Here is a 25,144-nt window from a genome sequence, read left to right on the forward strand (position 1 = left end):
CCGTGGATTATGGTAGCCCACGACGACGACGCAAAGTCCAGTCAGTGGCGAAGCAACCGATGGCAATCAGAAAGACCCACCACTGGTGCCAAAGCGGCCACGAATGAATTTCGACCAGCGGAACGCTCGTTTGTGGCAAACTGTCGACGAAGCTGTCGATGTCATCGATGCTCACCGTTCTTCCACCCGACACATCAGCGACTTCTTTCAGAAAAGTGTGATTGATTCGGACAGATTTCATTTCATCCTGATCCGGCTGACTGGCCCACCCGGACGCGGCAACAATCGGATCCAGATCTTTGCCTTCGTCATTCACCATCTGGGCTGTCCCGGTAACTCTCCAGGCACCAGCTTTCTCTGCCGCCACGACGGCTTCGAAAACGCCAGGATCATTTGCCGATGGTTCGCCGACAATTTGTAGTGGCCTTCCATCAGGATCAACGACGTCGAATCGCACATCTGCATTTTCGCGAAGTTCGAAATCCGGCCCCTTCACCGTTGCCTGGATACGAACGGAACCAACCCCCAGTGCAGGATCCGGTTTGATGGAAATATCCAGCTGCCGCGGCACATCCGAAACCAGCCAGCGCAGCATCTGACGACAAGCGCTGGCATGTTGTCCGTAATCTTCATTGGCTATTCCGCCCGGGGCAACAATCGACGGACTTCGCATCTGTCCATTAGTCATCGACTGGTTTCCATCGGCATCGCGCAAAGAATCCAGACCTTCACGAAGACGCCATCGCCAGAAGTCACCAATACAAAGCGCTGCGGACCGACCCTTGCCAAATCGTTGAGTCACCAGGGCCGGCCAACGGTTGTCCGACGTATCCTGAACCTCTGCCATCACAACGGCCCCTGGACGAACAAAGCCGGTTGCGTTGAGCGTCAGAAAGCCCGGCATGCGATCAAGGCGATCCTGTTCTTCGGACTCGTCATCGTAGATGCGAATCCATGGCTGAAGCCATCCGTCTCGCGTCAGCGTCATTCGCACGGGACCCACGGGAACATCCATGGAACGACTCAGGTCCACTGGCAGCATTTCGCCGACAGGCGTTCGATCGTATTCGCCCTGCCGGAAGGATTCCTGTCCGCCCAGCATCAGCAGGCCACCGCCGCGACGAGAGACAAAGTCGTAAATGAGCGTCAGCTGATCGGCCAGAAAGAACCCCGCTTCGATATCGTCCAGCACAATTGCGTCGTAGACAAAAAGTTCTTCGGCCGTTTCTGGAAACCCGCCTCGTAATTCGTTTTCGTCTCTGGTTCCAATCCGAACCATGACAGGTTCGTCATATTCTTCCGCAATTTCCTGTTCATCCTTTTCGAAGCCACGAAACAACGAATTCGAACGTTCTCCGTCACGCCCTCGAAAATCGAATTTTGCTTCTTTTTTTGCGATTCGAATCAGACCAACAAGTTCGAGCATAGGGTCAGTTTCAACCGCACGACGCAGGAATTTGAATTCCCAGTTTGGCCGACCACTCACGTACAGCACTCGCCGTGGCTGACTTCCACGATCAACAGAAATGAGTCGATCGTTGTTAACGAGTGTCGTTTCTTCCACAACTTCTTCACCAGACGGATCCAGCAGACTGGCCCGGACCTGATAAAAGACGGTTCCGCCCTCAGTTGGTCGGTTGCGAAATCGAAAGGGTGTATCATCAGATGCCGGACGTGTCTGAGTTTCAAGCAGGTTGCCTTCCGCATCCAGCAATGTGACCTGCAACTGATAACTTCCAGCCTCCTGTACCGCCGGCTGCACCAGGATCGTGACCGGGGCGTCATCAAAAGCGGTCTGAGATGTCGCCACCGATCCGATTGCTGCGTCCGGGTAATTCCCATCGTCACGCATTAGAATGGGATAGACCGGCGCAATCCCGCTGAGCTGCTCAGCCGACGCCGGCAGATCCGTCGCGTTTCCATCGGAGATTAATACGATGCCTGCCAGCGGTTGACCATCGTACCGCTGTTTCAGCTGGTCGAGCGCGGTATATACACTCGATGCGACGCCCTCAAACTGAAGGTCGCCATACTGTTCCACCTGCCGGAGCCGGTCACTGACGACATAGCGACGCAGTTCAAAATCCTGATCAATACGATTCAGCCAGCCGGCTGGTTCATTGCTTTCGCCAACCTCAATTAATCGTTTCAGAATTTCGGAACGCGATTGCTCGGAATCCGTTTTGACGAGATGGCTGCGACTGATATCGGTCACAACTGCCAGCACATTCGCTCCGCGCTTGGGACGCGAACTTGTCCAGAGTGGATTCACAAGGCAAGCCGCCAGAAGCATCCAGCCTGCCATTCGAAGCGTTGTCCCTAAGACCTGCCCGGACAAACGACGCCAGTTCAGCAAGAGTGCCAAAGCAACTCCCAGGATCGCAACCCCAACGGCGGCAGGCAACCAGTCCGGATCGCCGGCAACAATTGTGATCAAACCTGTTTGAGTCCACAGTTCACACATCATTGGTCTGGCCGTGGCGAAGGGTGATGACACAGTCCGGCAACCGCAGCAATGCCAGATCCCGGATGTTACCGGTCCGGCAACTCATCTTTCTACTGACACGGGATATCCTTGACACTGGATATGCTTTCGACTTTGAATTTGCCGGCCCTGCAGTACCGCTGGATGCGGCCGGCAGTTCAACGATGGTATTCCGGCGATTGTCCCGGGATGGTCTCAATGGTGCGGCGGCTCACTTGAAAGCTGAACCAATGCTTCGACCACTCGGATCTGCTGAGCGTCCGACATTTTCAGGAAGTGGTGTTTCCCCTCTGCGTTCTGCACATGAACGGTTTCTCCCTTGTCATCCACGCTCACAATTCCGGCCGCAGAAACGTCGAAGTAACCGCGATGCGGAAACAGTCCGTACAGCACACTTGTCAGGTCCCATGTGGGTCGATTATGCGGAGGAGGATTGTAGAGGACATAAGATTCCGCAAGCGGATGATGAAGCACGTAGTTGTAGTCCTGCTCGATACTCGTGGCCGGGTAGGCAGCCGCCAGCCCGATCTCGAAACCGCTGAATACGATCTGACCGGGCCATTCCGAAACGAGCTTCTGAGCCGAAGGGATATCCTTCACAATATTGTATTCCAGATGGGTCGCTCCCCGGATGGGTTGAAACGCGCCAGCCATCACGGACAACAGCTTCACTTTCTTCTTCACCAGGTCCACTCCATTCAGAGGCGATACTTCGCACGCTTCTGAGGACAACAAATCTGCAAGATTGGTCGAGAAGCCGACCTGGGCGATAACGACGCTGCCGTCTTCACTGGCCGCGAGCGATTTTCGCAGCACAGCGACCGCATCAGGAGCGTCTGCCCCAGACCGCAAATCGTGCGGATACCGATCACTATCACCATCCTTCTGATCTGCCAGCACGGTGAACTTGCTTTGCTGCGGCGTAATGCCGCTGCGACAAACACCAACAGGAACATCTCCGCGACCATAAAAGGTATTCACGGCATCCACAAATGGCGCACACTGGTCATGGTCTTTTGTGATCGTCACAGCGATCAGTTCACAGACCCCGCGGCTCTGAAGTGAATGAATCATCCCCAGAGCCAGCACATCATCCACATCATTACCGATGTCGGTATCGAAAATTATCGGAACGGGCTCCGCGGCCATGACCACGTTGCAGGACAGGGTCCAGCCGACGCCAATGAAACCCGCGAGAAGGATGACCCGCCAGGGCCGACAACTTCTTTGCAGACCAGCATCAGTCGGGGAGGAAGAGTCAGTTGTGCTTGTTTCAGGAATTTTCATGATGTGTCACCAGATCGACAGATCGGTTTGTTGGCAGGTCGTTTCAACACGGCACAGAGCGGTGTTTTCGAAGAGCAGAATTTTTGACGCACTCAGAAGTCTGACGCATTTCAGGCTGCCTCACGACTTCTGCAACAGGGTTCGAAGAACGCCTGGGATTCAAACCTGCGGCATGAGAAATGGCTGTGATACCTGCCGCCGTTTCAAATTCAATCCCCGGCAACTGATTCTGCAGACTCATTCAGAGGAACGCAACGAACGGAGCGACCGAAATCGCAATCGTGGCGACATCTCTTTTCGCTTCCTTTTCGTTCACGACGACGGTTGTCTTCCTGACATTCGCGGGAATCAGCGGCCTGAGACGGCTTCTGGATCGAACAGAAGCAAACCGATTCGCGGTGGGTGGCGTTCTCCTGAGAAGAGTCAGGCGACGGAAGTGGACCTCCGAAGCCTTTCTGCCAATTTCTTCCTACGACAGCCGCAGCCCGACCGGACGTGAGATCAGGCGATGGCGAATGGATGGCATCAGCCCATAGGACAGTGCCAGTAGCTTGATCGGATGGATGGTTGGAATCGTGGCGGCCTGTTCCATCTGCATGCGGCAGCTACTGCATTCCGTAGCACCAGCGACGGCATTGATGGTCTGCAGTTCCTCCATCAGTGGGGCACCAATTGAGATGGACTTTTCGAAGTGTTCCGCGGCCAGGCCGAATGTTCCTGCCATTCCGGTGCATCCTTTGTCGATGTCCTGGATGGTGAGTTCGGGAATCAGTGAAAGCAATTCTCGAAGTGGCTGCCCTCGCCGCAGTGCTTTCACATGACATGGAGTATGGTAACCAATGGAAACATTGAGTGGTCCGAAGTCTCTGCGCAGCTTTCCTTTTCGATGCAGATCCAGCAGGAAAGATCCCGCGTCCATTGTTTGCTGGGCGATGACTTCGACATCATCCGACCGCAGCAGCATGGGGTACTCCTGCGACAGGCAAAGGGCTGCACTGGGTTCGGTGCAGAGAATCGGGTAACCCTCACGAGCGGGTTCGACCAGTGAGCGAACATTCTGCTCAGCGACTGCTCGAGCAGCTTCCAGATCGCCGACAGCAATCATGGCCATTCCGGAAACGGTCTGTTCAGGCGGCACGAAGACCCGATAACCGTTGTGTTCGAGGATGCGGATGAAAGCTTCCGCCAGTTCGGGATCGTGATGGTTTGCAAAATAATCCACAAAGTACACGACCGTTGGTCGACCCTGTCCAGGGGCACCAGTGTTTTCGTCGCTGTCAATTCTTGGTGATTTCATGAATGGCCGGCTGGCAAAAGCGGGCAAACGCCGTTTTGCGGCCACGCCAATAGTTCGTTGAATGATTCGACGGAACACACTGCTTTGAAGCAGGCGGTTGATGATCCAGCTGAACCTGGATGCCAGACGTGCGTATGTATGAAAACGGGACAGCAGCCAGTCAGACTTTGTCAGACCGTTGGCCGCAACATGCTGTGCACGTGCTTCGAGAATCAGATGGGGAATATCCACTTCTGACGGACATTCGAGCTGACACTGTCGGCAGTTGAAGCAGCTTTCGATCACCGGCCGAATAGATTCGTGGCTGAGTAAATCTTCTGCAGTCGTCCGTGTTAACGCCTGACGAACCAGGTTTGCCTTTGCACGTGGCGTCAGTTCTTCCGGACCATTCTCCAGCACGAACGGACACATTCGCAGCAACGACGATTCGACTCGGCATGTCCCGCATCCATTGCAGCGAACGGCCGTATCGATGGCTTCTTCAGCAGACCAGCTGAGTTGAACAATGGGAAGGCGAACGACCGGGGACGCTACAACCGGTTCGAGTGATGGTTCTGCCGGCAACTGTTCGACTCGCCGCAGGTTCCGAATTGTCAGTTGCGGATCGTTGCTGATGATCTTATCAGGATTCATCAATCGTTCCGGATCAAACACATCCTTGACCTGCTGGAAGGCTCGGTAAAGCGGTCCGTACTGAGTTCGCAGAAATGCGGTGCGAGAAAACCCATCACCATGTTCGCCACTGATACTGCCTCCAACGGCAACAACGTGCCGGTAGAGTTCACGAGCAATTGCTTCGATCCGATGTCGGTCTTCACTGCGCGGGACGGGCATAATAGGACGGAAGTGCAATTGTCCAGAGGCAGCGTGCGAATAGAGTGTGGCCGTTACCTCATGCTTTTGAAACGTTCGCTGGGCCAGCAGCATGAATTCGACCAGGCGATCGGGCGGAACGGCGATGTCTTCAACGAAGGGAAGCGGTCGTGACGCTCCCTTGAGTCCGGCCATCAGCGAAACAACTCGCGACGGCAACGACCAGACAAGCTCCACATCTTCGAACGTGTGCGCTTCGCAGGTCACGCGGCAGTCGATGTCGCGGTCTTTCAGAATTCTCTGCGAATCGGACAGTCGTTGTCGGACTTCGCGTTCTGTCTGCCCGGGAAATTCCAGAATCAGGCAGCCTTCGGCATCCGGCAGAATCAGGTCCCGCAATCTTGCATCTGCACCGCGCCCCAGGCTCAACAATCGTCGATCCAGCAAATCGCAAGCGCTGGGTTCCAGTGGCAACAGGATCTGCATCGCCTGAATGGCATCTTCCAGCGTCCCGAACATCAGCATCGCCGCCGCACGGAACTTTGGCAATGGCATCGTATACAACGTGGCCTCTGTGAACAGCGCAAGCGACCCTTCTGAACCAACCAGAAGTCGTGGCAGATCCAGTTTGTTCTTCTGGCGGACGCCTCGCAGCATATAACCTGCACAGTTTCGCAGCATCGGCGGTTGATACTGACGAATGGCGGATTCGTGCTCCAGAAGGATTGCATTCAACCGTTCAATCAAATCCGCGCGGCGAGTGGCTGGCGTCAACGCAGAAAGCTGCAGGGATTCGTTTCGTACGGGTGGAAGAAATCGGGATGCCGGCTCATCCAGCACATGATCGACGACGCTGGCGGCTGGCTGACCAATCAGAAACTGGGTATCGATGGTTTCAAGACCAAGCTCAAGTCGCTGCCCTCCGCTGAGCACACATTCGATGCTTTGAACATGGTCGCGAGCCGACCCAATACGCACAGCATGCGAACCTGCGGCGTCAACTCCCAGCATCCCGCCGACTGTCGTGACCTCCGTATTCGACGGATCCGGAGCGAAATGACGGCCATGCTCCCGAAGTGTGCGATTCAATTGCCCTCGAGTCATTCCCGCCTGAACACGCACCGTTTCAGAATCGATGCGGATGATTGAATTCATGTGGCGAGAGAAATCCAGAACGACTCCGGCACCAATAGCGCCGCCAGCCAAACCGGTTCCTGCACCACGAGGTATCAGCGGCACTCGAGCATCAGCCGACCACTGAGCGATGGCTTCAATGTCCGCAGTGGTTCGGGGAAAGATGACCGCAACAGGCTCCACCTCGTACAGACTTGCATCCGTCGAATACGCAGCGCGAACCGCGCGGTCAACGCGAATTTCGCCTTCGACCACATCGCTGAGGTCTTCGATTAGTCTGCGACGAATTTCCTCCACAACGACTCCGAACTGCAACGGGGGTTCGCACTACGATGCTGTTCTCACGGCACACAAAATTCTCTCTGAACACCAGATCCATCGAGGAACGTTACCGGCCGCCACTGTCTTCGAATCAAGGCGATTTACCCGGCGGTTGTTCTACAATCCCACAAAACTGAACTGACTGCCAAATACGATTCCGGGATTCCAGGAGGCACTGTAACATCACTGGTGCTTCTGTAACTCCTGTTCACGCAGTGCCTGCTGACGGTAACGTTCGGCAGTCTCCAGGTGAAACCGCGGATGCTCGTCGTCCATTGCTGACTTCCGATGGCGTGAACGGCAGCGGTAGCACACCAGCATGTCGCCCATAAACGTATAGAGTAACAGGTCGACTAAAGCAAACCCCATCAAAACGCCCATCGCGATGAGTGGACGATGCCACGCCCAGGCAATGGAACTCAGAATGATGCCCATCGCTACGAACAGCAAACCCAGCGCAGGTGGAAAATCCTTCTGACGCCACAGATCTTCACAACCGCAAATGCGACATCGGCAAAGATGGCCGTTCTGGTAGTCGTGACTCCCCTCGTCCCGCGTCCAGCCGCACTGACATGAAACCGGACTATCAGCAGGCGCTGGAGAAGAAACCGTTTGGTGACTGCAGACCGGGCATTGAAAGATAATGTGCATGAATGTGCTTTCATTCACCGGCAATTGGTGATGTCTTTGTTCGGAACATTCCGTCAGTATGGCAAATGGACGTCACGTTCGAGCAGCGCGGCTGTCATTTCACCCATGAAGACAAGAATCAGACCGGCAAACAAAACACCTGTTGCCGACTGCGTATTTCGGTGTTTCAAAATTCTCCAGACGAGGATCGCGACAATCAGCGGTACCAGCCCTCCGCCGATAATGCGGATCGACGCCCACATTTGTCGTGTGAGGTCTGAGGTGGCAAAGCCAAATTGTGCGAAGGTGACCGCTGACGCCAGCAGACGCAGGACTCCGGCGACCACAAGCATGCGGTTAAACCACCACAAAGGAGTGATCGACATCGTCGGTGTCGTCAGGTACCAGTGCCCCAGCAACATACCCGTTAGTGTCGCTCCGAGCACCAGGGAAGACGAAACATCTGAGAGCAACTGTAACCATGTGGCAGCATCTGTCCCGATGGACACCGAATGCAGAACCACGCTCCCCGTACATAAGAGCGTCAGCAGCCAGATACAAATATTCCCCGGAGTTCGGCGGCCCAGAGCCCAGAAAATCGAACCGGGATAGGCAATGAACGCAGCGGCAATCTGCATGATGCGAATTTGGTGCGCCGTTCGACTGCTGGCGGCCACTGTGGCGGGCGGGCTTTCAAGTGCAATCTGATCATCCGACGCCTGATCCGCGGAATCGGCCAACAAGTCTCTGCCCGCAGCGACTGCTTCGAAAGTGGTAGTGGCAGAAAGCAACAGAGAGCAAAGGACCGTGGTTCCGAGCACAAGACGCATCTGAATACGAAAAAAGCCGTCAGTGACCTGTTTTCGAGGCATCAGGAACCACATCAGGGTGATTCCGGCGGTGAGCTTCAGGACGAACAGAGCAATCATTGAAAAAGCCATCAAAGGGCGGTGAGGACTTTGTACGAAATACGACGCCCAGCCAACTATTTCCGATTGATGAGCGACATTGCCTCGGCCCGGCTGCCCATGTTGTTCTTGAACAACCCCCGCACCGCACTCGTCACCGTCAAAGCGCCGGGCTTCTTGACGCCGCGAATGGTCATGCACGTATGTTCGGCCTCAATAACCACCACAACACCCTTTGCCTGCAGTTCATTCTCAATCAGGTCCGCGACAGTGTGTGTCATCCGCTCCTGAACCTGTGGTCGCCGAGCGACCTCATCGACAACGCGGGCCAGTTTGCTGAGCCCGGTGACTTTTCCCCGAGGGATATAACCAACGTGGGCAACACCCATGAACGGCAGCAAATGATGCTCGCACATGCTGTTAAACGAGATATCCCGCACCAGCACCATTTCGTCGTACTGTTCTTCAAATACCTTGTGCAGATGGCGACCAGGTTCGACATGCAATCCGCCAAAAATCTCGGCGTACATCCGCGCTACGCGAGCAGGAGTTTCCTGCAATCCATCGCGGTCCGGATCCTCACCAACCGCCAGCAGAATTTCGCGTACCGCCGCCTCGATACGCTGATGATCAACGTTCCTTGCTTCCGGCGGAATGGACGCACCGGCAAGGGTCTTGTTCAGATCGGTCATGTTCAATGTGCCCCAGGGGATTTGGTACGTTCACTCCCGCAAGTGCTGGGAACATGCAAACGCAAAAGTCGTGGAGTTTACCGTTCAGGAGATTGCGATGCACGCACCACTGTGTTCTGTGCGAAAAGTAAAAATCCATTGGGGTCCGTTTTCCCTGCGATGAAAAGTTTATGTCTATAGTGGGCACTTTTGTTCGCAGAGCACAGAATTGCCCCCGCTGTGAGACGGGAATCGATCACTGCCCGGGGACCATGCAGGTGTTTCGGTCTCTGAAAATTAAAATCAACCAGGTGACCCAGATCCGGATTTATGGCTGACGGAAAACGAATCAAGCTGCCGCACTTACTGTACTTCTCCACGCTTTCCAACTGGTTGCGCGTGTTGGCCCGGTACGGTCGCCACATCGCGCCTTCACACTGGTTTCAGGCGATTTGTATTACCCTTTTCACCCTGATTACGGTTCCGATACGCGGGTTCGAATCGCTTCGCTTCGGACGTGCTGTTCGTCGGCACAAGCTGAGCGCACCCCCTGTTTTTATTGTGGGCCATTGGCGAAGTGGAACGACGAACGCCCACAATCATTTTCTGCAGGACCCTCAGTTTGCGAGCGTCACTCTGCTTCATTGCGCCGTTCCGAACGGATTCCTGACCTGCGAAAAGCTGGCCCGAAAAATTGTGAGTCGGCGGCTTCCCAAGAGTCGTCCGATGGATGCCGTGCCTCTGGGTATTGATGAACCCATGTCAGAAGATTTCGCTCTGGCAGGCATGACGCACATGTCACACTATCTGAACTACTTCTTCCCGAAGATTGCCGAACGTACATTTCGCGAGACAGTGTTGTTTGAGGGCAGTTCCGATTTCGACCGCGAACACTGGGGAACATGGTACGACTTTCTCCTGAAGAAAGTCTCATTCGCTTCGGGAGGCCGGAGACTACTACTGAAGAACCCACCGAACGTTGGTCGCATTCAGGAAGTTCTGCGAAGGTATCCCGATGCAAAATTCATCCACGTGTACCGCAATCCCTGGCTTGTACACGCATCGACAATGAAACTGATGGATCGATTTGTTCAGCAGATGGCTTTTCATCCATGCACGAAAGAAGACATCGAACAGTTTGTATCCATTCGATATCAACTGATCATGGAACAGTGGATGAAGGACCGCAGTCTGATCCCGGCGGAGAATCTGATTGAAATTCGACACGAAGACATGACATCTGATCCCATGCCGCTGATTGAAAATGTCTACCGAAAGTTTGACCTGCCGGGATGGGACGACCTTCGCCCTCGAATGCAGGCCTACGTCGACAGTCTTCAGGGATATGTGAACAACGAATACAAATTCGACGATGGCTATCTGGAGCGAGTGTCGCCTTACCTGACGCCCTTCGCTGATGCACACGGATACAAGGCTCCATAGCCATCCTCAGCAAATACCTGTCGGCGGCCATCACCTGACGCGTTCCCCGAAGCACTTCTGCCGTTTCAAATCCTGCCACCAATTCCACATGAACTCTGGTAGAAATTCATCATGGCCATACGAACCTGTTTCTTTGACATGGGTAACGTTCTGGTTTATTTCTCTCATGATCGCATGTGCGAAAATATTGCCCGCGTCTGCGGCTGGGATACAGAGACGACCCGCCGGTTCCTGCTGGATGACGGCCGTCAGTGGAAACTGGAGCGGGGTGAGATAACTGAAGAGCAATTCCATTCGGAATTTGAAGCGGCAACCGGACGCGCCATTTCCATTGACGAATTGAAGCATGCAGCCGCTGATATCTTCTGGCTGAACGAATCAATTCTTCCCGTGCTGCGCATGCTTTCTGATTCCGGGATGCGACTGGTTCTGCTTTCCAACACCAGCGTGACACACCTTCGATTTATCGAGGCCCATTTCGACGTGCTGGGATTCATGCACGACCGAGTGACTTCCTGGGAAGTTGGTGCGTTAAAACCGGAACCAGAAATCTTTGAAGCCGCCCTCGCGCGTGCTCAGTGCTCCCCGGGCGAGTGTTTTTATACGGATGATATTCAGGCCTATATTGATCAGGCCACAACAATGGGGATCAACGCTCGCCTCTACACCGATACGCCGAATCTGATTCAGGATCTGATCAATCTGGGAGTGACACTGGATTCATGACACTGGATTCATGACACCGAATTCATGATGCCAGCTCGGGGCGTGTGATTCAGATGATGTCCTTTATCACGTGTCCGTGAACGTCTGTCAGTCGACGTGGAATGCCATTCTGATACCAGGTGAGTTGTTCGTGATCGATCCCCAGCAGATGCAGCGCTGTGGCATGGAGGTCGTAACTGTAACAGGGATTTTCCGCGGCTTTCCATCCCATGTCATCGCTGCTTCCATAACTGGAGCCACCACGAATTCCCCCGCCAGCCAGCCACGACGTGAAGACGCCGGGATTATGATCTCGGCCTTTTTGCCTGCCCTGCATAAACGGCTGGCGTCCGAATTCGGTGGTGCACATGACCAGCGTCGAATCCAGCAGACCTCGAGACTTAAGGTCGGTTAACAAAGCATGCACTCCGGCATCCAGAATTCGTCCCCAATAGCCATGGTCGCGAACGATGTCTTCATGCGAATCCCAGTTCGGGCGAATCTTCTTCTTGCTCGTGTTTTCTGCCCCGCAGAAAATCTGCACGAAGCGAACTCCGCGTTCGACAAAACGACGTGCCAGCAGGCATTGCCTGCCAAACGGACCCGCATCTTCGTCCTGCAGCTCATACAGGGCATGCGTCGATTGTGATTCTGTCGTCAGGTCGACAGCTTCCGGTGCACTGAGCTGCAGTTTGGCCGAGAGTTCGTAACTGGCAATGCGTGCATCAAGCAGAGTATCTCCGATTCGCTGACTGGCGTGGCGATCATTCAGCAGTCGAAGAAACTGTCGACTCTTGTCGCTGGAATTCAGATAACCATCCGGGGCAAACAAATTGGCGATCGGAGCCTTGTCTGCTGCTGTCTCAATGACCGTTCCCTGGTGCACCGCCGGAAGAAATCCAGCATTCCAGTTGACGACACCACCAGGAGGCAGACCACGGACGTCCGGCAGAACGACAAACGCTGGCAGATTCTGAGTTTCACAGCCAAGTCCGTAAGTCACCCAGGAACCCATCGAAGGAAAGCCGGGACGGATGAAACCACTGTTCATCATAAACATGGCCGGACCATGCAACGCCGACTTGTTCTGCATGGAGTAGATGAAAGCCATTTCGTCGACGTGCTTGGCCATTCGAGGGAACAGACTGCTGATCCATCGACCACATTCTCCATGCTGACGAAACCGCCAGAAACTTCCGGCGTACGTCCCGGCGACTCCTGCAAACGTCTGCTTTCCAAGCTCCGCGTCGAATGGCATGCCGTGAGCGCGATGAAGTTCAGGGCGATAGTCCCACGTATCCACATGGCTCATGCCGCCCGGGCAGAAGATCTGTATCACGCTGCTGGCAGAGGCAGAATGATGCCGCCTGTCCATGCTTCCTGCGGTATATGATCGCTCACCGCGATCATTCTGCGAACTCTTTTCCCGCGCAGTCGAGGATTCTGCGAGCATGGTTGCCAGCGCAACGGTTCCCAGACCATCCCCCAAACCCTGCAGGAAGGAGCGACGCGACTGGAACGCCCTGTTCTTATTCGATTGTTTTTGCATGCAGAACCTTCAATCGATGTAAACGAATTCGTTTGCATTCATCAGGCTGCGGCAGAATTCATGCATCCCTGCGGCATCGACAAACCCGAACGATGCACTCTCTTCTGCTTCCGAAGCCGGCCGCCCAAATGCCAGCCGGAAGGCCATTTGAATTTGCCGCTGTCGATCCCCCGGAGCGGCTTGTTCCAGACGATCCGCAAAGTAACCGGCCTGTTTCAACATGAATTCGTCGTTCATCATGGCCAGCGACTGCAGGGCAGTCGTGGTGACATTTCGTGCCGGGGTCATGTTGGCGGGATTGGGACAGTCCATGGTTGTTAAGAACGGATCCGGTGTCGTGCGAACGACGAATCGGTAAATGGTGCGTCGCCAAAGTTCCGGTGAGTCTGCGGTGATGTATCTGTAGACAGGTGCGTACTCTTCGATGTATTCGAAGTCCTGGTAGCCGGGCCCAAACATCTGAAGATTCAATTTCCCCGAAACCGTCAGTACGGCGTCGCGAATCGATTCGGCATCCAGTCGGCGAGGATTCTGGCGCCAGAGCAATCGGTTGTCGGCATCTTTTTCACGACCGCGTTGCCAATTGCTGAGGTCATCGTCTGGTGTGGCCGTTTGCAGAGTCGATTTCTGGCGGTACACACTGCTGGTACAGATGAGACGATGCATCGCCTTCACCGACCATCCGTTGCGGACAAATTCGGACGCCAGCCAGTCGAGCAATTCGGAGTGTGAAGGTTTGCCACCTCCCAGTCCAAAATCGCTGGGCGTATCGACGAGCCCGACCCCGAAGTGATAGTGCCACAAACGGTTGACAAGGACCCTTGGAGTCAGTGGGTTGTCGGGGGATGTTATCCATGATGCCAGTGCGCGTCGGCGTTCCGAATCACTGGTCGAATTGTCTCCGAAGTTGCTTTCCATCTGCGGCAGACACGAGACCGTTCCGGGAGAAACGACTTCCAGGGGTTGTTCCGGATTGCCGCGGCTCAACAGATGGACAGGCTGGGGTGGATCCACCGCGACGGCATACACCAATGCAGGCTCCGGTATAGAGTCCCGCTGCTGATTTAACCGGGCAATCTGATGACGAAGACTCTCCGCTTCTTTCATTCGCCGGAGATTTTCAGCCGCCTGAGTCTCAGACAATTCCGCCTGTGTCTGAACAACCTTCAGGTCACAAAAGCAAATCTGATCATGACTAATTCCATTGCCATTGTCCGTTGCCAGCAGAGTAAGAAAAGAGGCGTCAGCCGGGAGGTCACAATCAATTTCAATCAGCCCATCGTCTCGGCCAAGACCCTTTCTTTCGAAAAGAGGCAATCCATCAGCGAGAATGTGAATACTGGCTCCGGCTTTAGGTGTTTGCCCGAAATAGCCCACCTGCCCGACAAGGCGCAGCGGAATGGGACCACGGAGAGCGAATCGGTCGGCCAAACGGACAGCCATCTTCTTCAGATGGAAGGTGATGCCGGCATTGGCGTGGGTTGACAGAAGTGAATGACCGGCTTCAGAAAAGTCGACTCCGCCCAGCTCAGTCGAATACTGCGAATGGACAGCGCCATTGCGAATTGCATCCCAGGCCTGACCGCTGGATTTGGGCACCGATGTTGCGACGATGCCGGTAGATGTCACACACACGCCACGATCGGAACCTCCGGAAGGTATCACAACTCCATCAATCAGATCATGGTGGTTAACCGGGTGAAAAGTATTTGTGACTGCCCCGGCAATGAATCCTCGTTTTTCATTCAGCACCTGCCCGCTGTTCGGATCAATCCCTGAACCCACGTTGCCTGTTCCGAATCCATCGCCGCCTCCAACCACATCAGCAAGATCAATGCCTGGCGGGCCTGTCAAACTCAATCGCGCTCTGAGTTCCGCGATCTGACGCGACAGTTCGTCTCGTTGCTGGTCCCGCTGCTGTTTTTCCTGTGAGGAGACCAGGCGATCTTCCCGCTTCACACCCGAAAACACAGCCCAAAGCGAGTAGTACTCACGCTGAGAAACGGGGTCGAGCTTGTGATCGTGGCATCGCGCGCAGTTGATTGTGAGTCCACAGCTGGCGGTCATCACCTGTGTTACCATGTCGTCCAGGTCATCGGCTCTGGCTAATCGTCTGAGCACAGGACTGGGCGTCTCTTTTTGTCCCACGAAATCCCAGGGGCCCGCGGCCAGAAATCCTGTGGCGATCGTGCCGTCGGGATCATCGGGGGCAATCACATCTCCGGCAATCTGCAGACGCAAAAACTGATCGTAGGGCAGGTCCTGATTGAAAGCGCGGATTACCCAATCGCGATATCGCCACGCATGATCACGACGCTGATCGCGTTCGAACCCATGTGTATCTGCGTAGTGAGCGACGTCCAGCCAGTGCCTCGCCCATCGCTCGCCGTACCGCGGTGATGCCAGCATGCGATCCACGAGTTTCTCGTAAGCATCGCTGCCCGTGTCGCGTTCGAAATCATCAATCTCCGCGGGCGTTGGCGGCAGTCCACGCAAATCAAATGACAGACGACGAATCAGTGAACGACGGTCGGCCATCGATGATGGCTGCAATTCGCTTTCATGCAGAGTCCGGAGAATGAAGCGATCAATGGGGTTCAGCGACGCACTGTTCCAGCCATCCGGCAGCCGTTCCCGAAAAGCGGGGGGCGGATCGACGACCGCGACGGGTTGCCACGCCCAGTGATTCAGACGAGGGTCCATGGCGGCATCGCGGTCATAGTCTGTTTCCGGCCAGACAGCGCCATCTTCAATCCATTCTGAAAGCAGATGCAATTCGCGGTCGGACAATCGCGGCCCCTCCGGAGGCATCTGATCCGCGTCTGTCGAAGAAATCCGTACGATCAGCTCACTGTCTTCCGGGTGCCCTGGAACAATCACCAATCCACTTTCCCCGCCATGGAACGCTCCGTGCCGGGCATCCAGACGCAGACCTCCTTTTTGACGGTTTGGCCCATGACACTCGGAACAATGTTCCAGCAGGATCGGACGAATCTGCTTTTCGAAATCGATGTCGCTCTTCTGGATGCTGCTGTTTTTAGCGTCGTCTGCCGCCAGCGTATTCTGCCCCGGCATAGTGACTGCTGACAGCATCAACGCCACCTGTAGTGTCATCGGGATCACAATCACTCCGGCGCGTCTGCAGATTTGCATAGGACATCATTCGTATCTGAGGGCATCGATCGGATCCAGTCGGCTCGCGCGCCACGCGGGATACAAACCAAAGATCATACCGACGAAGGCGGCAAAAACCATTGCCGTGATGGCAGCAGGTATTGAAACAACAACCGGCCAGTCAGCTCCACTGCTGATGGCATTGATCAGCTTCGTGATACCGATTGAGGCCCCGATCCCCATCAGCATTCCGATCGCGCCACCAAAACAGGAAAGCACGATCGATTCGATCAGAAACTGAATCAGGATGTCTCTGCCCCGCGCTCCGACGGCCATTCGAATTCCGATCTCGCGGGTTCTTTCAGTGACTGAGACCAGCATGATATTCATAATACCAACGCCGCCAACCAGTAAAGAAATTCCGGCGATTGAAGCCAGCAGGCCTGTCATAATGCCCGTGATCGTCCCCAGCATCGAAGCGATTTCATCGCTGCCCTGAACCTGGAAGTCGGGTGCCTGCCCTGCAGCAATTCCATGACGATCCATCAGCAAGTGATGGATCTCCGTCACCGCATCCCGAATCTGTTCAGGAGTCTTCGCCGCGACAAAAATGGCATGAACATCATCGAATGCCGATCCCTGAAGACGCTTCTTGACGGTCGTGAATGGCATCAGGCAAACACTATCCTGATCCTCACCCCCCATCGATGCGCCCTTGGATTCAAGAACCCCGATGACCGTGAACGGGATGTTTCGGATACGCACTGTTTGTCCAAGCGGATTCTCAGTCTGAAACAGATCCCGAACAACAGTATGACCGATGACACAGACGGCGTTGGCCGCATGAATATCTCGTTCGGAGAAGAAGCCGCCCGCCTGAAGTTGCCAGTTTCGAACACGCAGGTACTCGATGCCAACACCATGCAGTTGATTCGGCTGCATGTTGCTGTTGCCGCGAACGACCGGCATACCACCTGTCCCCACAAGAGGAGAGGCGGCAAGAACATTCTGGCATTCACTTCCGATGGCTTCGGCATCACCCACCGTCAGCGTCGGCTGGCCACCGGTTCTGACGCCATGCCGCTTTTGAAATGAGGGCTGGATAAAGATGAAGTTCGTTCCAACCGACTGCAACTCATCCTGCACCAGCTTGCCAGCGCTGCTGCCAACCGAAACCATGGTGGTGACCGCTCCGATTCCGATGACGATTCCCAGTACCGTCAATGCGGCCCGCATCTTGTTGCGACCCAGCGCGCGAATGGCGACAGAGATTGTCAGAAGAAAACTCATGCAAACTCTCTGAGAAGAATCCAACAGTGGTTAAGGGTGAATCGACCCATGATAGCTCAACTTGTCGCTCTTGCCGAACGGCAGATTCTGCCGCTTCACGGACCCGACTATTTTGAATTGTTCTGGTCAGTAAGTTTGGGCAAAGTTTAACGATCAATCCGACGATAACGATTACGAGGCCATCCCTTCGTGGGCCTGCGCTCTCTGTTCGCCCGCCTGGGTGGTCGGCAGAGCGTCAGGATGTCGGGCAAAGCAGAATCGAATTTCAGCGATGAGGCATCAACCTGACAAGGCGATGGAATGGCTGGTCAAGACAACTTCGGACGGAGAACTTCGGCCTTCTCAGGCTGGAAGTGACCAACATCGAATGGCCGGGCGTTGGAATTCGACGACGTTCCCGGCGATTCAGGAGGCAAATCGAGTGATCGCATCCCCAAGATCCAGGACGACGGTTGTGCTGCTGCTGATGGCAGCGCTGCTGTCTCAGGGTTGCGCCGGGCCTACGGCTCGCCTGCAGTACCTGGTGGGAGATCCGCAGTCACTGTCTCACTACGAGGACGTTGCGACGTCGATTGAATATCCAATTGAGGAAGAACCGCATCAAACCGCACCGGAACTTTTCCACAAACCCCGATCGATTCGGGATATGTCAAAGGTGAAACACCGGCTGGTTACGCTGGATGAATGTGTTCGCTCCGCATTGGCACGGTCTGCGATCCTGACGGATGACGGCAGCTTTCTTTCTCCGGCCAATCCACTGCTCGCAAATCCGTCTCGAGTGACATCGGTCTACGACACAGCAATTCAGGAAACCAGCTTTCTTTTCGGAAATCGAGGCCCGGAAGCGGCACTCGCAGACTTCGACGCGTTGTTCACAAACAGCATTCAATGGGGCCGCTCAGAAGACCCGCAGAACTCCCCGTTTTTTAATCTCAACGCCGGACAGACACTCACCGACGAAACAGCTCAATGGTCCTCACGGATCGAAAAGCCACTGGCAAATTCCGGGACGTTCTCTGTTCAGCATGACTGGAACTACAGTCAGAACAATGTGAGCAACCGATTATTCCCTTCGGCGTACACTGGGTTTGTTCAGGCAGAATATCGCCAGCCGCTTCTCGCTGGATCCGGCACCGAATTTACTCGCATTGCCGGTCCGATCGGCCAGAACCTGCGAGGCGTTTCAGGTGTTTCTCAGGGCGTGCTGATTTCCAGAATCAATTCGGACATCAGCACCATCGACTTCGAACAGAACGTCATGACCGTTGTTCGGGATGTTGAAAATCGCTACTGGGATCTCTACCTCGCATTGCGACTTTATGATTCAGAAATTGAAACCTTCAAAGATCTGCTGAACTTCTGGAATCAACTGAACCTTCGGCGCGAGAGTGACACGCCCGCCGGCCCCCGCGAGCAGGCTCGCGCTCGTATCTACGAAGCAGACGCGCGTATCAAAGGGTCTCTGGCAGATATCCTGGACCACGAAGCTCGCCTGCGGCGACTGATGGGATTGCCTCTCAGCGATGGCGAATTTCTGACACCGTCGGAACATCCATCCGAAGCTCGCCTGCAGGTCGACTGGCAGAAGACACTGACCGATGCCCTTGCCCATCGCCCCGAACTTCGCCGACAGAAATGGGAAATCAAGAGTCTTGAACTTCAACTGAAAGCCTCCGAAAACCTGGCACGTCCACGACTGGACCTTGTCTCTCAGTATCGTGTGAACGGTTTCGGTGACCAGCTGTTTGGAAACGAAGACGACGACGGTATCACGGATATCGGCTACCACAGCGCCTACGAATCAATTACGCAGGGCTTCAATACGACCTGGAACCTGGGACTGTCATTCTCAATGCCCATCGGCCTGAGGCTGGCGCGTGCCCAGATTCGTAACTACGAACTACGACTGGCGAAATCACGAGCAGTGTTGAGCCGGCAGGAAGCGGACATCGCGTACGAACTCAACACCAGCCTCCTGAACATGGACCGCTGGTACGAACTGGCAGAATCAAGTACCAAGCGAATCGAAGCCGCTGTCAGTGCTCACGAAGCATTCGAAGCAAGGTTGAATAGTCGCTCTCGCGATTACTCGCAGCTTGGCCAGGTTCTGGACGCAAAGATCAATCGACGCGACGCAGAACAGTCTTATCTGCGAAGTATTGTTGAATACAACAAGGGTCTTGTGGACCTCGAGTTTCGTAAGGGCACCACGCTCGCCAGTCATGCGATTTCGCTGGCTGAAGGCGAATGGAATCCCAAAGCATACGAAGACGCCCGACGCCGCGGCGAAGCCATCTCCCACGGACTCGAGAACACCAAACTTCAGACTGAACCGATGGAATTCGTTGCCGGACCTGCTCCCTCCGCCTGGGAAGCTCAGGGGAACGCCAATCGTCCGCACGTCGCAGGAATGACAACCGAATCCACCAACGGTGCGATGCAGGTGCCGCCTGTACCCGAAAATGCTCCGCTCCGCTCAATTCCGGAATCCGAAGTGTTTGAGCCAGCACCAGATGCCGGGGCTCCTGTAGAACCAGCGCCGCAATTCAGAAACGAACCAACGCCGATGCCGCAGATCGTACCTGACCCGGACAGCCAACTGGAACTCCCGCGTCCGCAGGAACCGGTGATCCCAAATCCATCAAACGATCGGGTCACTCGTCTACCGCCGGAAACAGCCACACGAATCGGCTGGGTTGGTGCAAAAAAGGCACGCAAGCCAGGTCGAGCGATCCCGTTGGGAGCGATCCCTGTCGAACGCTCAAACCCCTGAAACAATGACGACTTCCGTCACGGTTCTTCCGCGAACACCAGCAGGGTGCGAAGTCATTCCCTTCTGGCCACAACCAGCGCGCGCTGCCACAGGAGCAGCACAACCGCGTTCTTCTGATCCACCGACTTCAACAGCTTCGCGACCGGTTCATCCCACAGACACGCTTCGAATGATGGCACACACGTCAAAGAAACTCAGTGGTCGCAGTTGAGTTTCCCCCGGAACGCAGGACCGCTTCAGCCCGTTGCGCTGCGACATCGTCGTTACACATCGCACGAATGTGGCGAACAGCTCGATCGATGTCATAATGCACGCGTCTGAAATGGACGACGCCATCCTGAATGACAGCGTACGATGCGCGCGGGTCACCATCGCGTGGCTGCCCCACACTACCCGGGTTGATGACCTGAATGCTTCCAATCGTCAGGTGCATCGGAATATGCGTGTGGCCAACGCAGACAAAATCGACGTCAACATGTTCCAGCCTGGCCGCCCATTGCTCCTCGGAATCCTGAACATATTCATCCATAGGATCGCGAGGACTGGCATGCACCAACATGAACCGTTTGCCCCCCAGCGTCAAAAATCGGGTGACCGGCATCTGAGCGAGCCATGTCAGATGATCATCGTTCAATACTGTTAAATGGCCGGGACGAAGTGCGGCTGAAATCTGCCGAAACGTTCCGCCGGGGCGAACCTGAACCCGCTGCGCAACGGAATGGTCATGATTCCCTCGAACCCAGGCGGTCGCACATTGACGAACCCAGTCAATACAGGGAACCGGGTCGGCCGCATAATCCACGACGTCACCCATGAACAAACACGCATCAAACGACTCTTCGATGGCAGATAGTGCGGGCCAGTTGGCGTGAATATCTGCCAGCAGAAGAATCTTCATTGGAACACCCCAGTCCCTGAATTACAGGTTGCTCAACCTGCGCCCTGATGGAGACGAACACCTTTGCCGGATCGAAAACGACCCAACCGTCTGATCCATTTTCTTTGCGGGGAAGTTGTGCCGAAAAGATTCTTCCGACAGAACAGTGCCGCGGTCATTCAGGAAGCAACCAGCGAAGCGAGAACGCGGCGAGTCCCCTTGAAAACTCGTCTCCCGTGCATCGCGACGTAGTTGTCGACGAGCACGACGTCTCCATTCTGCCATCGCATATCGAAAGTGATTTCCTCTGCCATTTCGATGACTCGTTGCATGGTCGCGGGGTCAAGTGGAGTGCCATCCCCGAAAGTAATGGATCGGGTCGGATCATTCCGTGAATCTTTCCATCCGTGAAACGCGGCAATCAGTTGATTAAAGAAGGCTGTTTTTCCGTTGCTTAGCTGCCTCACAGCCTGAAGCACCGGCGTCGTTACTTTCAGACAGCCGTCATCTAACCAGGTCCATGTGTAGCCAAGCGAACGGAGTCGCTCTTCCGCCTGCTCCTTTGTTTCTGACCTCAGGGTACTTTGCCAACTGCGGCCCATGCCGGATGCGGCGTCATTGGCCGCGGGCATCACGTGAGAATATTTGAGGCCTTTGTTGGCGCAGTCGGCGGCGAATTCAGGCATCTCGCGAGTCATTCTGTCGAAGAGCACATCGCTTCGGCAGAGGGGTGTTTCGCCCCCTTCTTCAGCGGCTTTCTCGCAGAAGAAGAACAGCCGAGACGGATACACAGGAGTTTGTGCCATTTCGTGGTGCAGACAAATCCGCACATCCGGAGGCGCTTCGTTGGCTGTGAAGACACGTTCGGTTCGAACGACGCGCACCGCATTCGACAGGCTGTCTTCGTACTTGAAATTCGGCAATCCGAATGCTGTTATGAATGCGTCAAAATCTTTGTCGGTAACGATCGGGAATCCGCGAAACAAAACTGCGCCAGTCTCAGCGGCCTGACTGACGAGCGATTCGGCGTTCTCAGAAATCCATCGTACAACCTCGTCCAGATTCGCATCAGCTGTGTCTGCGACGTAGGCCGCCGGGAACGTGCTCGTTCCATCATCGTTTCTTTCACCAGCAACGGAAGCCAAAGAGGCACCAAACGGCATTGCAGTATCTCGCCCTATCGTGAAGCAGGAGGATGAAGCGAACGAAAGCCCATCCAGAATGACGCCAACATTCTGGGCAGAGGACTCCGGCTTGTCGAGTTGCAAACCAGAATTGCTGGTGGCAAGTCTCTTCGAATCACGACGGCGACGGCCACGGTGTCGCTGCCTCAGCGACGTGCAGAGCTGCGAAACGAGTGCTCCAGAATTGGGCAGACTTCCAGTGAATGTGAGCGACAAACCAGCGTGTCACAACTTCGGGAGACATTCCGAAAAAAGACACAAACAGCTCACGCGGCCACCCTAGGTATTAGTTTGGAATGAAAAGCGCGGTTCGATTGGCAAAATTTGGACGGCGCATGGCGAAATCAACTTGCGGGTCCCCGCAAACCTGAGGAGGTTTCTCGAGTCACTGTGGCCAGATGTCGTCTTCTATTGCTAAGGTCAGGGATTATTTAAAGAAAACTTCACAAAGCTAAATTTGTCTCGGCATGCGACTCCGGCAACGTTGATCAGCGTATCGATGCGGTCGAACTGCTTCAGAGCAGAATCAACCGTTTGCTGAATGGAATCGGTGCTGCTGACGTCGCACACGAGCCCCGTCATCGACAGCCCTTCGCTTTGAAATTCCGCGACGGTGGAAGCGACCGATGATTCCTGTCGGCTGCAGATGACGACCTTTGCACCTCGACGGGCAAATCCACCAGCAATCGCCCGACCAATGCCACGGCTTCCACCCGTAATGAGAACAACCCGATCCGACACATCAAATAAATCGTCTGCCACGCTCAGTCTTCCTGTTGTTAGGGTCTGCAGAATCCGCCGGTGAACCTTAACAAGTCGCTGGAATTGCCGAAATGTCGGGTCCAATGCTTGTAGTACCTGACAATTATTCCCTGGCCCCCCATGTTTCAGGCGTGTGAGCCACAAAACGTATTGACCTGTTTTTTGAATCGTCTTACCGTTCGGTCCTGAGATGTGACGGCACACAACACACGGCCAGCATCTTAAGTCCGACAATAAAAAGCCAATCGCCCCCGGAAGCAGCTTGAGTCCTCCGCCCCCCTTGGATTCGCTGCTTCCGGGAATTTTTTTGCCCAGTGGTTGCTGTATGCCGTCCAGTGACCAACAATTCCCACCTTTTTCCGGGTGGCGATCATCCTTCCGCCAGTGAATGCCGGATTTCCGCCACACGAACTTTCCCCGCCGAGAGAGCCTGATGCCCAGGGATTTTCTGAAGAATGCTCGCGACAGCTACGATGTGATCGTCATCGGCAGTGGTCTCGCCGGACTGACTTCGGCCAACATTCTGGCACGTCAGGGATACAGTGTCCTGCTGCTGGAGCACCACTACCAGCTTGGGGGAATGGCAACATGGTTTAAGCGTTCACGCGGGCACATTTTCGATATCTCGCTGCACGGCTTTCCGTTCGGGATGATCAAGAGCTGCCGCAAATACTGGAGCCGCGAAATTGCCGATTCCATCGTACCGCTGACTGGCATCCGATTCGAAAACCCGCAGTTCTCCCTTCGTACCACATTCACCCGTGAAGATTTCACTCGGATTCTGATAGAAACGTTCGGCATTCAGCCGGAAACAGTAACGCGTTTCTTCGATACGGCGCGGGGAATGAATTTTTATGACGACCAGCAGAAAACCACCCGGGAACTCTTTGAGGAGTTCTTTCCTGGTCGAGACGACGTTGTTCGGCTGCTGATGGAACCCATTACCTACGCGAACGGCTCAACCCTGGAAGATCCTGCCATCACGTACGGCATTGTTTTTTCCAACTTCATGCAGAAGGGCGTTTATACATTTGAAGGCGGCACTGACGCACTGGTTGGCAAGATGAAAGAAGAACTCATTGCCAACGGCGTCGATATCCGAATCCGAACCCTGGTCGAAAAAATTGAAGTCGATCAGCATCGCCAGGTGACCGGGGTTGTCGTCAATGGCCGCCGCATCGGTTGCCGAGCGATCGTATCGAACGCCAATATCAAATCGACCATTCTGAATCTTGTTGGCGAATCAAACTTCGATCATCGGTTTGTTGAGGATGCTCAGGCGGTTCGATTGAACAACAGTTCCTGTCAGGTTTACATCGCACTAAAACCGGGAGAAGGTTTTGATGAAAGTGCAGGAGACTTGCTGTTCCACTCAGAGCATAAAGGCTTCGACATCGATGCAATGCTCAGTATGGAAGTGAGCAGCAGAACGTTCAGTTTCTACTATCCTCGCACACGCCCAGGAAGCGACCGATGGCTGATCGTTTCATCAACGAACGCAAATTATCGTGACTGGGCAGACCTGAACGAAGAAGACTATGAACTGGCAAAACGCCATTTGATCGAATCAACTCTCGATTGCCTCGAACAATACGTCCCCAACGTTCGGACAATGCTGGATCATGTGGAAGCCGCAACGCCGAAAACGTTTGAACGTTACACGCGGCACATCGCGGGATCGTCGTTTGGAACGAAGTTCGAAGGTCTTCAGGTGAGCCGCGATCTGCCGCAACAGATTCCCGGACTGTTTCATGCCGGCAGCGTTGGCATCATCATGTCCGGATGGCTGGGAGCAGTCAATTACGGAGTCATTGTCAGCAACGATGTGGATAAGTTTCTGACCCCGGCAGAAGCTGGAATGTAACGGTTCACAATACTGCTATTTCACAATACTGCAAATT

Annotated in this window: 16 protein-coding genes; 4 read left to right on the forward strand and 12 right to left on the reverse strand. The window is 54.7% G+C overall.

What is annotated here, in order from left to right; all coding sequences use genetic code 11:
- Positions 1 to 7: 7 nt before the first annotated feature.
- From R3C20_15100 to folE, 6 genes are all read right to left on the reverse strand, one after another.
- Positions 8 to 2,467: a glutamine amidotransferase gene (locus tag R3C20_15100; GenBank protein ID MEZ6041832.1), complete on the reverse strand. Its 2,460-nt coding sequence runs from the start codon at positions 2,465 to 2,467 to the stop codon at positions 8 to 10.
- A 213-nt stretch (positions 2,468 to 2,680) separates the two neighbouring features.
- Positions 2,681 to 3,772 (reverse strand): nucleoside hydrolase, encoded by a 1,092-nt coding sequence (locus tag R3C20_15105; GenBank protein ID MEZ6041833.1) that lies wholly within the window; start codon positions 3,770 to 3,772, stop codon positions 2,681 to 2,683.
- A 469-nt stretch (positions 3,773 to 4,241) separates the two neighbouring features.
- Positions 4,242 to 7,313, reverse strand: coding sequence for an anaerobic glycerol-3-phosphate dehydrogenase subunit C (locus R3C20_15110; GenBank protein ID MEZ6041834.1), 3,072 nt, complete (start codon positions 7,311 to 7,313; stop codon positions 4,242 to 4,244).
- A gap of 207 nt (positions 7,314 to 7,520) precedes the next feature.
- Positions 7,521 to 7,988 (reverse strand): hypothetical protein, encoded by a 468-nt coding sequence (locus R3C20_15115; protein MEZ6041835.1) that lies wholly within the window; start codon positions 7,986 to 7,988, stop codon positions 7,521 to 7,523.
- 53 nt (positions 7,989 to 8,041) lie between these two features.
- Positions 8,042 to 8,896, reverse strand: a complete 855-nt coding sequence (locus R3C20_15120; protein ID MEZ6041836.1) for a hypothetical protein — start codon at positions 8,894 to 8,896, stop codon at positions 8,042 to 8,044.
- A 56-nt stretch (positions 8,897 to 8,952) separates the two neighbouring features.
- The gene (gene folE, locus R3C20_15125) at positions 8,953 to 9,567 is read right to left on the reverse strand and encodes a GTP cyclohydrolase I FolE (protein MEZ6041837.1); all 615 of its coding nucleotides are present in this window, start codon (positions 9,565 to 9,567) and stop codon (positions 8,953 to 8,955) included.
- Positions 9,568 to 9,876: 309 nt separating this feature from the next.
- Here folE and R3C20_15130 point away from each other — a divergent pair, with 309 nt between their 5' ends.
- Both R3C20_15130 and R3C20_15135 read left to right on the forward strand, forming a co-directional pair.
- Positions 9,877 to 10,989, forward strand: a complete 1,113-nt coding sequence (locus tag R3C20_15130; GenBank protein ID MEZ6041838.1) for a sulfotransferase — start codon at positions 9,877 to 9,879, stop codon at positions 10,987 to 10,989.
- A 111-nt stretch (positions 10,990 to 11,100) separates the two neighbouring features.
- Complete coding sequence (locus R3C20_15135) at positions 11,101 to 11,715, forward strand: HAD family phosphatase (GenBank protein MEZ6041839.1); 615 nt, start codon at positions 11,101 to 11,103, stop codon at positions 11,713 to 11,715.
- Positions 11,716 to 11,764: 49 nt separating this feature from the next.
- Here the strand turns inward: R3C20_15135 and R3C20_15140 are convergent, their stop codons facing one another.
- The 3 genes from R3C20_15140 to R3C20_15150 are packed head-to-tail and all read right to left on the reverse strand — an operon-like array spanning position 11,765 to position 17,647.
- Complete coding sequence (locus tag R3C20_15140) at positions 11,765 to 13,243, reverse strand: DUF1501 domain-containing protein (protein MEZ6041840.1); 1,479 nt, start codon at positions 13,241 to 13,243, stop codon at positions 11,765 to 11,767.
- Between the two features lie 9 nt (positions 13,244 to 13,252).
- Entirely contained in the window at positions 13,253 to 16,396 is a 3,144-nt protein-coding gene (locus R3C20_15145) for a DUF1553 domain-containing protein (protein ID MEZ6041841.1), read from the reverse strand.
- Between the two features lie 6 nt (positions 16,397 to 16,402).
- Positions 16,403 to 17,647 (reverse strand): ABC transporter permease, encoded by a 1,245-nt coding sequence (locus R3C20_15150; protein ID MEZ6041842.1) that lies wholly within the window; start codon positions 17,645 to 17,647, stop codon positions 16,403 to 16,405.
- Positions 17,648 to 17,918: 271 nt separating this feature from the next.
- Between R3C20_15150 and R3C20_15155 the strand changes: the two genes are divergently transcribed.
- Complete coding sequence (locus R3C20_15155; GenBank protein MEZ6041843.1) at positions 17,919 to 20,420, forward strand: TolC family protein; 2,502 nt, start codon at positions 17,919 to 17,921, stop codon at positions 20,418 to 20,420.
- A gap of 184 nt (positions 20,421 to 20,604) precedes the next feature.
- On the opposite strand, the gene R3C20_15160 is transcribed toward R3C20_15155, so the two are convergent.
- The 3 genes from R3C20_15160 to R3C20_15170 all read right to left on the reverse strand — a co-directional run bounded on the left by R3C20_15160 (position 20,605) and on the right by R3C20_15170 (position 23,243).
- On the reverse strand, positions 20,605 to 21,318 hold the full coding sequence (locus R3C20_15160; GenBank protein ID MEZ6041844.1) for a YfcE family phosphodiesterase: 714 nt from the start codon (positions 21,316 to 21,318) through the stop codon (positions 20,605 to 20,607).
- A 158-nt stretch (positions 21,319 to 21,476) separates the two neighbouring features.
- On the reverse strand, positions 21,477 to 22,565 hold the full coding sequence (locus R3C20_15165; GenBank protein ID MEZ6041845.1) for a TauD/TfdA family dioxygenase: 1,089 nt from the start codon (positions 22,563 to 22,565) through the stop codon (positions 21,477 to 21,479).
- A gap of 336 nt (positions 22,566 to 22,901) precedes the next feature.
- Complete coding sequence (locus R3C20_15170) at positions 22,902 to 23,243, reverse strand: SDR family NAD(P)-dependent oxidoreductase (GenBank protein MEZ6041846.1); 342 nt, start codon at positions 23,241 to 23,243, stop codon at positions 22,902 to 22,904.
- A 433-nt stretch (positions 23,244 to 23,676) separates the two neighbouring features.
- Here R3C20_15170 and R3C20_15175 point away from each other — a divergent pair, with 433 nt between their 5' ends.
- The gene (locus tag R3C20_15175; protein ID MEZ6041847.1) at positions 23,677 to 25,107 is read left to right on the forward strand and encodes an NAD(P)/FAD-dependent oxidoreductase; all 1,431 of its coding nucleotides are present in this window, start codon (positions 23,677 to 23,679) and stop codon (positions 25,105 to 25,107) included.
- The last annotated feature ends 37 nt before the right edge of the window (positions 25,108 to 25,144 follow it).

The organism is Planctomycetaceae bacterium, assembly GCA_041398825.1.
Classification (GTDB): domain Bacteria; phylum Planctomycetota; class Planctomycetia; order Planctomycetales; family Planctomycetaceae; genus F1-80-MAGs062.